The sequence below is a fragment of the Anaerosalibacter sp. Marseille-P3206 genome, from assembly GCF_900155565.1.
GTDB lineage: Bacteria > Bacillota > Clostridia > Tissierellales > Sporanaerobacteraceae > FUHM01.
Map to the genome: position 1 here is coordinate 1,215,747 of NZ_FUHM01000002.1, position 12,376 is coordinate 1,228,122.

A 12,376-nucleotide genomic window follows, 5' to 3' on the forward strand; every position below is an offset into this window, starting at 1 on the left:
ATATAATACTTAATATGTCGATAATTTTATAAGAGGAGGTAGTTATATGATTTTTGAAGTTGGTAAAACTTACTTTGGATTTAATTTAATCGATGAGTATGAAATAAAAGAAATACAGTCAATTGCAAGAATATTCTATCATGAAAAATCAGGTGCAAGATTATTGCATTTAGAAAATGAAGATGACAACAAGGTATTTTCCATTGGGTTTAGAACTCCACCATCAGATAGTACTGGAGTTCCTCATATTATAGAACACTGCGTTCTATCTGGTTCTAGAAAATATAAAACCAGAGAACCATTCATGGACATGGTAAAAGGTTCATTACAAACCTTCATCAATGCTATGACCTTTGGAGATAAGACAGTATATCCTATAGCAAGTAGAAATGAAAAAGATTTCTTTAACTTGATGGATGTCTACTTGGATGCAGTTTTTTATACTAGCATATACGAAATACCTGAAATATTTATGCAAGAAGGTTGGCATTATGAATTATTTGACCCTGAAGATGATTTAGAATATAAGGGCGTTGTATACAACGAAATGCAAGGAGCCTATTCATCTCCTGAGACAATTCTAGATGAAAACATAAGTAAATCACTATATCCAGATACTTGTTATAAATATTCTTCTGGGGGAAATCCTGATGTTATTCCAGAACTTAGCTATGAAGCTTTTTTAGATTTTCATAGAAAATTCTATCATCCTTCCAACAGCTATATCTATCTATATGGTAATGGAAATATAGAAAAACAATTGCAATTTATAGATGAAAATTATCTATCCAATTTTCAAAAAATAGAAATAGATTCTCATATCAATGCACAAAAACCTTTTACATCTAGAAATGAAATAGTTGACTACTACCCTATTTCAAATGATGAAAGTGAACAAAATCGTACTTATTTAAGCTTAAACTACGTATTGGGAGAAAAAACAGATTCAGAAACTTATTTAATGAGTAGTATATTGAGTCAATTATTAATAGAATCTCAAGCTGCACCTCTTAAAAAAGCATTAATCGATGCTGGAATAGGAGAAGATATATTCCCAATGGTAACTGATGGCATACAACTAGGTTTTGGTATTGTTGCAAAAAATACATCTATAGATAAAAAACCAGAATTTGAAAGTGTAGTTTACGATACTCTAAACAAACTAGTTAAGGAAGGCATCGATAGAAAACTAATTGAAGCTTGTATAAATATAGTTGAATACAATCTACGTGAAGCTGGAAAATTCCCAACAAAGGGTCTTATATACAATATGCAGTCCTTAAATAGTTGGTTGTACGATAGTAGTCCTACAACTCATCTACAATATGATGAAACCATAAATAAACTTAGAAACAATATAGATAGTGGTTACTTTGAAAAATTCATTGAAGAGAGAATCATTAATAACTCCCATAGTTCAATGGTAATTATAGAACCTAAAAAAGGATTGGGAGAAGAAAAAATAAATGAAACAAAGAAAAAACTAGCTGATTATAAAAAATCTCTTACTGAGGAAGATATTGAAAAATTAATTGGACAAAATGAAAAACTTAAAAATATCCAATTAACAGATGATACTGAAGAAGCTAAAGCTACAATCCCAAAACTTTCTATATCTGATGTTGAACCTAAAGCTTTAGTTATTCCTCAGGAAATAATTAAGGATGAAAACCACACTATACTTTACCATGATATATTCACTAGTAAGATCGCCTATGTAGACTTATATTTTGATATTAGTATGCTTGATGAAGAATTGATCCCATATACAAATGTATTGGCATGGCTTTTAGGAAAAATGGATACAAGGGATATGACTTATTCTGAACTCTCAAATGAAATATATGTAAACACTGGCGGAATTAATTTCAATGTGAATGCATATGGAGAAAACAAAAACAATGAAGTTTTCCATCCTAAGTTCATCATCAGTGGCAAAGCTATAGGAGATAATATATTTAAACTATTAGAACTTACAAATACTTTGATTACTGAAAGCAAATTAGAAGACAAAAAACGAGTTAAAGAATTGCTTCAACAATTGAAATCAAGAATAGAAATGGTAATATTCGATATGGGACATTCTATAGCTTCTGCAAGAGTTGGTTCCTACTTCTCACCATCTATGAGATATATGGAAAAGATAAGCGGACTAGATTTCTATTGGTTCATATCAGACATTCTAGAAAAATTTGATGAAAATAGTGAAGAGTTCATGTCTAATCTAAACAAAGTATACGAAAAAATATTTAATATAAATAATTTAATTGTATCCTTCACTGGAGATAAGGAAGATTTCGCTATTGTTAAGGACAATCTAAAAATTGTAACAAAGGACATTAATACAGAAAAAATAGAAAGTAAGAAATTTAGTTTTTCTGAAGAAAAATTAAATGAAGGAATACTTTCATCTGGAAATGTTCAATATGTATCAAAAGGCTACAATTTCAAAAAGCTTGGATATGACTACAATGGTAGTATGTTAGTTTTAGCTACTATACTAAATGGCGATTTCCTTCACAATAGAATAAGAGCAAGAGGTGGCGCTTATGGTGCAGGTATATCCTTTGATACTACAGGTCATCTAGTAACTTACTCCTATAGAGATCCTAATCTTAAGGAAACTATAAATACTTATGATAGTATGGCAGATTATATTAAGAACTTAAATCTAGATGAATCTGATTTGACAACATTCATCATAGGTACTATGAGTCGTCTAGATCCAGCTTTGACACCTCATATGAAGGGACAAATAGCAACAATAAGATATATCTCTAATATAAGTCAAGAAGAAGTGCAAAAAACAAGAGATGAAGTACTAAGCACAAAACTTGAAGACATAAGAGCCCTTTCACCAATTCTTGAAGATACAATGAAACAAGATTATCTATGTGTATTGGGTAATGAAAATAAGATAAGAGAAAATAGTGAAGTGTTTAAGAATATTGTTAAATTGAAGAAATAATAAGAAAAGCGGGAGACCACAGGTCTCCCCTACATATTTTCTATAGATATGTTAAATGCCTTTTTCCATGCAAATATATTTGCAATCAATAATATTAGCATAAATATATACCTACCATAATCAATTTTTGTAGCCACATAGTGAACTCCACCTAATGCTAATATAACTAGAAACAATGGTATAACAATAAATCCTTGACTTTGATTTGCTACATCAAAAGACTCAGAAAAAGGTAAAGTCTTTTTCATAAATTTAAAACAAATTACTACAAATAATATTATATTTAAAAATACTATAACTAAGTCTACAGCTATTCTACCTTTAAATATAAACATAAATATTATACTTTGAAAAATATACACAGGTAACAAAAGATTGATAATTAAAGCCTTCAGCGTACCCTTAAAAATATCTCTTGTATTAGTAAAAGGTAACATCTTATAAATCCAAGCAGCTTTATATTTTTCTGAATACCCTATAATCATAAGTATAGTGGGTATCATAAGGGCAACAAAATATATATTAAAATACATCTTGCTATTAGCTAAATGTGCCCATCCTTCATTTTTAACCGCTGATAATAAAAATATAAATGGGAAAATCAAAGAAATCCCTAATGAAGGATAAGTTTTAAGCTTAAAATTTCTTTCTTTTTTCATCATATTTGTAGCAAATCTGAAAAACGTTCTTTCTTCTTTGGTCCTACAAAATATTTCTGATAAATAGAAATTTAATCCTTTGTCCTTAACTTTCACATTTCCACTACTATTATTTAACTTTTGTAGATTGCTTTCAAAAGTAGGGGTAAGCTTTACATATATTATTATTGATAATATAGGCACTATCAAAGCCAAAGCTGAAAATGCAATTATATGAGTATCATAATTTTTATTGATAATCAACTCAAAAGGCCCACCAAACCACATAGATGGAATTAAATATTGCCACCATTTTGGAACAAAATCAATATTCATAATATCACTAAAATCAAATAACCTTCCTATAAGTTGATAACCTACAGATAGGGCTATGGATAATATTATTTGAACATAGTTGATAATATCTTTAAGTTTTTCACCGTCAAAAAACTTAAGTATCAATATATACAATAGGGCAGTCAAAGCTACTATCAATAAATCCATAAGAATTACTTCTAATAGAAATACTATAAAAAACAGAAATCTACTTCTAAATAAGGATACAATAAGTGCTGGTCCTGTAAAAGAAAATGTTATATAAAACATGTATATCATTATATGGACAGTCTTTGCTGCACTTAGAGTTTTCCCATCTACTGGCTTTGATAGAATGATGTCCTTATCTCTTAAATCTAATAATACAGAAGAAAAATCTGAAATTAAAATAGTCATCATCATGAACATCAATATACCAAATAGAATACTCATTTTAAATAGATAATTTCCCTCTAAAATAACAAAAGGAACTAATATTATTCCAAGCAATATATAAAACCACAGAGATTTTACAATGCTATTTCCTTCCTCACTTTTCTTTTTGGAAGTATTATTTTTCATTACTGTAGGAACTCTTCTTTCATCTAACATAAGCTTAACTTGAAGTATTTTTCTCATAATGTCATAATCTACTCCAAATCTTTCAAATATTCTCCTAAATTTATCTATAAACCTAAGTATTTTAAAATCTTTCATATTTCCACCTCTTGAACTACGGATACAATTTCTTCTGCAATTTCTTTGTGTTCATTGAATCCAGTAAGTTCGTTAAATATTCCTTCCAATGAACCCTCCATAGACTTTTCTTTTAGTTCATCAAAGCTCCCATCTGCAACAACTTGTCCATCATTTATAAGAACTATTCTACTACTTATTTTTTCAACTACCTCCATTATATGAGAAGAATAAAATATGGTTTTCCCTTGAGAAGCCAATTCTGCCAATACTTCTTTGAAAACCATAACACTATTTGCATCCATTCCACTAAGAGGTTCATCTAAAAATAGAATATCAGGATTGTTTAATAAGCTTGATATTATGACTACCTTTTGACGCATTCCCTTTGAATATGAGGATATCCTTGAATCATATACCTTTTCTAGATTGAATAATTCCATTAGCTTCTTTGCTTTTTCATCAGCTACATCATAATCAAGTCCATATAGTTCTCCTACAAAGGTTAAATATTCTCTTCCTGTTAAACTATCATATATTTCAGCTACTTCAGGCACATAGCCTATTTTCTTTTTATATTCCACATTTTCACTAGATACATTTTGTCCAAATATCTTTATTTCTCCTGTATACTGTTCAATAAGTCCTAGCATTATCTTAACAGTAGTACTTTTCCCTGCTCCATTTGGACCTATATAACCTATAATCTGTCCTCTATAAACGTCTAAGTCTATTCCCTTCAACACTTTTTTAGTACCAAAACTCTTTTCTAATCCTCTTATAGTTATTATTGGTTGATTATGTGATTCCATCGACTCACTCCTTATTATCCATTATGATACAATTTTATCACAAAAATATGTTGAGGAGAAATCTAAATAATAGACATTTTGATTTTATTGTTTTAAATTTGATGTAATTTTTATTTAAAAATCCATATTTTTTTATGCCAACTTTTTAAAGCTTTGTACAATTTTTCATCACTATCTTTTTTGGCCTTCTGACTTGCTTCGACATCTCCTCCCATCTTCAAATTATCATATTCTGCTAAGCCTCCTATGACATGCCCAACATCAGGATATAAACATAAATCTGTGTTTTTGGGTTTTTTATTTTTTATTTGTTCTGCCATAGTATCACTAGGCCATAATTTATCCTCACATCCTGCAAATAATATAATATTATTTTTATAATTTTCAACCTTTATCCTTGCAGATTCTTTATTACTGCTATTTTTAATTGCAGACTCATATACAGGTCTAAAGGTCATTGGAACATTAGATGCGTATTCTTCGTTTACTTGTTTTCTTGATTCAAGGGATGTTAATCCCCCCATTCCCAATATATTGTTTTCCCCCAATAAATATATTATATCATAACAAAAATGCGACAAAAGAACTTGTCCCTTCTGTCGCATAAGCTTTAAAAAATCTTCCCTATTAATCTTTTTGTTTTACTCCAAAAAACCAATTATTTATATCTTCTTCATATTTTCTTTCTGCTAACTCTTCGCATACATCAATAAAGTCCCTCGTCGTAGCAATGGAAAATTTATATTTTTCGTAATAAGTGTTTAGAATATTATAAAACTTATCCTTCCCTAAATCTTTTTCAATTTCATGTAAAAACATAGCTCCTTTGAGCAATAAACCAGTATACTCATTCCCATCTTCTATCATATAAGTTGGCATCAAAATCAGTTCTTTTTTACCACTATCGCCAATCCTATTTTTATAGATAGCAACAATTTCATCATAGTATTTCTCTCCTTGCTCCTCGCCATAGACTTCATCATAGAAAAGTTTCTCTGCATATATAGCAAAGGATTCATCCAACCAAGCCTCATATATCTGGTTATTCCCTACCACTCCATACCACCATTGATGAGCTACTTCATGAATAATTGTAGTTTCAAGACTTTTATCATTTAATTTGTTACTCTTCCACACAAACACCATTCCAGGATACTCCATACCAGTTGCATCAGCAGTTACAACAGATAATACCTCATAAGGATACTTTCCGAATATTTTATTGTAGACCTCTACAGATTTATATGCTAATTCTGCTGCCTCAGTATTAATTGTCTCACTATTTGGCAATAGATAATTCTTGACCAATACTCCATCTATAACCTTTTCTTGAATAATAAAATCCTGACTCGCAGCCCAAGCAAAATCCCTCATAAGTTTTGCTTCCACATTCCAAACTTTACTTTCTCCCTGAACTTCTTCCGAAAGAATTTTCCCAGAACAAGCTATAATATAATCTTTTGGTGCCTTAATAGTAACACTATAGTTGCTAATATCACTGTAAAAAGGGTCTCCCATGGAGTAATACAAATCAATATTCCACTTTCTGCTATCATATACTGCTGCAATGGGATATCCGTTTCCTATTTGAAACGTGTTGTCTCCATAACCAAAGCGTTCTTCTGCATTAGGAAGTATAACTTCATATTCCATATAAATTTCTACAGATTTTCCAGGAACAAGAGCTGATTTCATAGGTATTTTCAATAATGTGCTGTCATCACCAAGTATTGAGGATTTAATCTTTTTACCTTCCACCATGACTTTTGTAACGTTAATTAAGCCTGAATTAAAACCTCCGATATAGGAATCTGAAGAATAAGGTGTTGTACTATCTTCCTTGAATGCATTGGGATAAATGTGAAAGTATATTTCACTTAAAGATACATCCTCATTATTTATATACTTAACCGATTGCTTGCCTATATACTTTTTCTGTATTGGATCAAACTCTATATAAATTTTATACTCATTTGGTGTCTTAATATCTAAAACATTTCGATTATATTTCTCATCTGAAAGGTAACTTTCCCAATCCGCCTTGCTTGAAAAGTCTGTTTGTCCTATCTTCTCTTTCGGAGTATCTATTTCTCCTGTTGTAGATGTAGTTCCACCTTCCTTTGTATCACAGCCAATCATTGAAAATATTATAAGGATAATCATAACAATCAATAAAAACCTTTTAATTTTACTCATTATCTTTTCACCTCCAATTATGCCTTTCCAACAATTACAGCAAACTTTAAAAGACTATCGTCAACTGTTTCATAAAACTTTACTTCCATCATCCATGAATCACCATCCTATAATACAAATTATTCTTTCAACATATTTAGAAACTTTTATCTTCCTTTGCTGAAGAATTCTCTCATAACAAACTATATAATAATGCTTACCTCTAGAAACTCAAGCTTTTCACTATAAGAAGAATCCTTCAGATATTGATTTTCTCAATTAATACTTATATATTTTCATCATGATCTTTCAATAAATACTAGTATCAAACTAAATTCAGTTCCATTTATTTCACATTTGATATTTCCCTTAATTTGTCTAACTAATTCATCTACAACAGCAAGCCCTATGCCACTAGAACTTTTACTCCTTGCTGAATCGCTTTTATAAAACAAGTCAAAAATCCTATTTGGATCAACCTTATCACTAATATCAAATTCATTTTTAAATTCCAATGTAATTTCATTATTTACTTTTGACATTGCTATTGCCGCACTATCTCTAGCATGTTCTAAGATATTTTTAATGCTGTTTTGTATAATTCTAATCAAAGCTGTTTCATTAGAAATAATATAATAATCTTCATCTTCATTAAATTCAATTGATAAATCAATGTTTTCTCTTTCAAATTCTTCATAGTATTGAAAAATTGTATTAACTAAAATTTTCTTTAAATCACATGTTTCTAGTTCCAAATGAAATGTTTGATTTTGAAGTTTTGAATATATAAACAAATTCTCAATCATGTAATTTAAGACATTTACCCTATCTTGTAATATATCTGTATAATAATCCTTTTTATTCAAATCATCACTTACTTTTAGCAATTGAATATAGCCATCTAACGAAGTTAATGGTGTTCTTATATCATGAGATAAGCTTGTTAAAGTTTCTTTTAAATAAATATCTTTATTTACATATTCCTTCTTTAAATCCTTTGATTGATTAATCAATTCATTAATTTCTCTAGCTAATTTGTTTATTTCTTTATCTTTCATATTACAAAAAATAATTTTATTTGTATCATGTGAAATAATAAATTTTAATTGCTCAGTAATAGAACGAACTTGTTTCCGATAATTATATAAATATAATATAGCAATAAATAAAATAATAATGATAATAATTAACGCAAACTTCATCCTAATACTCTCCTTATTGAATATCTCTGTTATTGATAATGTACATACTAATTGCCATATATACTGTCATTGAAACAACTGCTATAAGTAATGGTCTACAATCTCCCAAACTTAATTGTCCAATATTTCCTGAATTTAAAAAGTACATTATGCTTTTTTTATTTGATTTTATAAAAGCATCAATGATTTGTAGTATACCAGCAGAAACTAAGATACCTATCAATAAACTTGCAATTTCATTTTTTAGAAGTGTAATTAAAAATATCATAAATGATCCAAATGCCACATGTAATATCCATTGATAAAGAATATATTTTATCAATAATCCTAAATTCTCCACAAAAACATATCCAAGCAATATCTTACTACTTACAAATATTGTTACAATTGCTACTACCAACAAAATTAATGAATATATCCCTACGATAATCATTTTAGATAACAATATAAATCCACGATTTGATACTTGTCCTGCAATATTTTTAATAAAACCAGAATTATTTTCTTTACTTACAAAACCCACAACAAACACGACCAAAAACATTAGTACGATTTTGCTCTGAATATTTATTTTGATTAATCCATCAATGGGAACTTCATTATCTTCGCACCACTTTGGCGAAACACTTCCTATATATATTCCCCAATTAACTTCCTCCGAAGATGATTTTAGATTTTCTAATGCAGATGGATTGTTCTTATAATATTTTATATCTGAATAAGACATATAAACGGAGGCAAACATCATTAATATCAAAAACATCAAAATAATCCATGTGGTTTTATTTTTCCTCATACGATAAAAATCCATTCTAATTAGATTGTTCATCAATATTCCCTCCCGTTAAATGAATAAAATAATCCTCTATGGAGATAGATTCTATGGAAATACTGTTAATGGAAATATCATTCTTATATAATTCCAAAGAGATTAATCCACTATCATTTAATCTTTCATAAATATTTATCGTATGATTATCTATTACCTTGTAATTGTTAAATCCTAATTTGTCTAGGACTACAATTGCTTTTTTAGGTTCTTCTATCTTTATTTCAATATGATTGCAACATATTTCCTTAAGCTCTTCCTTTGATATTTCTTTTAATAGCCTTCCATCATTGATTATTCCAAACCTATCAACGATCTTTAACAATTCATCTAAAATGTGACTTGAAATTATCATTGTTATCCCATACTCTTTATTGAGTTTCAATACAATATCTCTAACATCTTTTATTCCTTGTGGATCTAGTCCATTTATAGGTTCATCTAATAATAATAAATCTGGTTCTCCTACTAATGCCATGGCAATTCCTAATCTCTGTTTCATTCCTAAAGAATATTGTTTTACCTTTTTATTTGACTCCGCTTCTAGCCCAACAATTTGTAAGATAGAACCAATATATTTAGAATCATTTATCCCTAAGCATAAGCACTTTAACTTTAAGTTGTCATATGCCGTTAAATTTGAATATAGTCCAGGAGCCTCTATCAATGTACCTATTCTTGATAAAACCTTTTTCCTGCTAGCCCCACTATAGTCAAATAAAGCAATTTCTCCATTGCTAGGTTTTACTAATCCCGCTACAATCTTTAAAAGAGTTGTTTTCCCTGCTCCATTTTTCCCAATTAGCCCATAAATTTCGCCTTTTTTTAAATTTAAACTTATATTATTAATGGCAAATTGATTGCTATATTTTTTTGATAAGTTTTGAACTGAAAGTAAATAATCCATTTTTTTAACCTCCTTCTCCTATAATCACTTACATTATAAAAGAAAAAGTTTAATAATTCGAAAATAAAGATTAAAGAATTGTTAAAGATTTATTTGCTTAACCGAAATCCTATTCCCCAAACTGTTTCTATATATTCTTCATCTGAATACTCTTTGAATTTTTTTCTTATATTACTAATATGTACATTTACTGTTTTATCTTCTCCTTCAAAGTATTCGTCCCAAGCAAAATCATAGATATCTTGCTTTGAAAACACCCTATTGGGAAAGTTTAATAATAATTCTAAAATTTTAAATTCTTGCGGAGTTAAATCTACCTCATGATTCTCAATCATTACCTTATGTAAAGATTTATCTAGTGTCAGATTTTTATATTTCATCAATTTATTATACACTTTCTTGTTTTTATTTCTTAATTGCACAAACATTCTAGCCTTTAACTCTTCTATTTTAAAGGGCTTTGTAAGATAATCGTCTGCTCCTAACATTAATACATCAACTTTGCTTTCCAATTCATCCTTCGCAGAAATAACAATGATAGAGGAGTCCGTCAAATTCTTTATTTCTGATATTAATTGTTCTCCTGAAATTCCTGGAAGCATTAAATCAAGCAAAATAATATCAAAATCATATTTTCCTAAATAAATCAAAGCTTCTGTCCCAGAAAAAGCCTGTTTACAATTATAATTATTAAGTAAAAGACTTTCAAAAATATAATTGTTGATATTTGTATCATCTTCAACAATAAGTATTCTTGAATCATTCTCATTAACCATGCTATTTCCACCTTCCTACCTATTCCACCTTACCAACTTTTTAGTACATTATATCATAACAAAAATGCGACAAAAAGAGAACCGTCCCTTCTGTCGCAAGACACTCTCTGCCGTTTGTTAGGTGACTATTTAATTCTCTCATATAGTTTAATGGTATCATCTATCTGTGCCATATCCGGGTTGCTGATATCCTTTAGAGGTGCACCCATAACTATGCAAATATATTCACGATCTTCCTTTATTCCAAGTGTTGCCCAACATTCACCAGCTTCATATGTTGTCCCAGATTTACCGCCTATAATCTCAAAACTCCCTTGAGGTACACCATCAAGTTTGGAGAGAACTGTTGATTTTAAGACAATACCATCAGGATGATCCACGGTAGGCGTTGTCTTGAAAGTCATCTTCGTGAAAATAGCTCTAAAGTCACCATTATCTAAAGCATAATCCAAAAGTTTAGCCATATCATAAGCTGAAGTATATTGATCCTTATCGTGAAGACCTTCCGGACTGGTAAAATGAGTATCTTCAAGTCCAAGTTCAGATGCTTTTTCATTCATAAGGCGCACAAAATCCTCTACACTCCCTGCAACATTTATAGCAAGAGAGTTGGCAGCCTCACCACCAGAGCTTAAAATTGTACCATAAAGAAGATCTCTATATGTTACTGCTTCCCTACCATAAAACCCTGCCATAGAAGAATTATTTGCAACCATTTCCCTATATGTATCTACGTCTATAGGGGCAACTGCCGATAGATCATCAATATGTTCAAGTGCTACAATAGTTGTCATAATCTTTGTTAAAGATGCAGGATATGCTTTAGTCTTAGAGTTTTTTTCATACTGAGAAGTTTTATCTTCTCGATCTAAAACATAAATATATCTACTAGCATAATCATCTGACTTAAAGACATTTAATAATTTTCCTAAATTAAAACTAGCATAACTAGATTTGTTTTTTAATGTGACAATTAAGAATAAAGCTATTACTATAAACATTAAACGCTTAAAAAATTTTTTCATTGTATGTACCTCCCATGTGTCATAAATAATTGT

The 12,376-nt window shown here is 29.5% G+C and carries 10 protein-coding genes; 1 reads left to right on the top strand and 9 read right to left on the bottom strand.

Features of this window, described 5'->3' with window-relative positions:
• The first annotated feature begins 46 nt into the window (after positions 1-46).
• On the top strand, positions 47-2,968 hold the full coding sequence (locus BQ9840_RS07220) for an insulinase family protein (RefSeq protein WP_077369152.1): 2,922 nt from the start codon (positions 47-49) through the stop codon (positions 2,966-2,968).
• A 29-nt stretch (positions 2,969-2,997) separates the two neighbouring features.
• Here BQ9840_RS07220 and BQ9840_RS07225 read toward each other — a convergent pair whose 3' ends face one another.
• From BQ9840_RS07225 to BQ9840_RS07265, 9 genes are all read right to left on the bottom strand, one after another.
• A complete protein-coding gene (locus BQ9840_RS07225) occupies positions 2,998-4,638 on the bottom strand; it encodes a hypothetical protein (protein ID WP_077369153.1) in 1,641 nt (546 codons plus the stop codon).
• Complete coding sequence (locus BQ9840_RS07230; protein ID WP_077369154.1) at positions 4,635-5,429, bottom strand: ABC transporter ATP-binding protein; 795 nt, start codon at positions 5,427-5,429, stop codon at positions 4,635-4,637. Before BQ9840_RS07230 ends, BQ9840_RS07225 begins: the two co-directional genes overlap by 4 nt.
• A gap of 110 nt (positions 5,430-5,539) precedes the next feature.
• Positions 5,540-5,977 carry an acyl-CoA thioester hydrolase/BAAT C-terminal domain-containing protein gene (locus BQ9840_RS07235; RefSeq protein ID WP_159436104.1) on the bottom strand — a complete coding sequence of 146 codons (438 nt, stop codon included), beginning with the start codon at positions 5,975-5,977 and terminating at the stop codon, positions 5,540-5,542.
• Between the two features lie 79 nt (positions 5,978-6,056).
• On the bottom strand, positions 6,057-7,625 hold the full coding sequence (locus tag BQ9840_RS07240; protein ID WP_077369156.1) for a M1 family metallopeptidase: 1,569 nt from the start codon (positions 7,623-7,625) through the stop codon (positions 6,057-6,059).
• A gap of 278 nt (positions 7,626-7,903) precedes the next feature.
• Entirely contained in the window at positions 7,904-8,662 is a 759-nt protein-coding gene (locus BQ9840_RS07245; protein WP_159436105.1) for a sensor histidine kinase, read from the bottom strand.
• A 157-nt stretch (positions 8,663-8,819) separates the two neighbouring features.
• Complete coding sequence (locus BQ9840_RS07250) at positions 8,820-9,635, bottom strand: ABC transporter permease subunit (protein ID WP_077369158.1); 816 nt, start codon at positions 9,633-9,635, stop codon at positions 8,820-8,822.
• Positions 9,619-10,542 carry an ATP-binding cassette domain-containing protein gene (locus tag BQ9840_RS07255; RefSeq protein ID WP_077369159.1) on the bottom strand — a complete coding sequence of 308 codons (924 nt, stop codon included), beginning with the start codon at positions 10,540-10,542 and terminating at the stop codon, positions 9,619-9,621. Before BQ9840_RS07255 ends, BQ9840_RS07250 begins: the two co-directional genes overlap by 17 nt.
• Before the next feature lie 89 nt (positions 10,543-10,631).
• Positions 10,632-11,318 carry a response regulator transcription factor gene (locus tag BQ9840_RS07260; protein WP_077369160.1) on the bottom strand — a complete coding sequence of 229 codons (687 nt, stop codon included), beginning with the start codon at positions 11,316-11,318 and terminating at the stop codon, positions 10,632-10,634.
• Positions 11,319-11,443: 125 nt separating this feature from the next.
• A complete protein-coding gene (locus BQ9840_RS07265) occupies positions 11,444-12,343 on the bottom strand; it encodes a D-alanyl-D-alanine carboxypeptidase family protein (protein ID WP_077369161.1) in 900 nt (299 codons plus the stop codon).
• Positions 12,344-12,376: the final 33 nt, after the last annotated feature.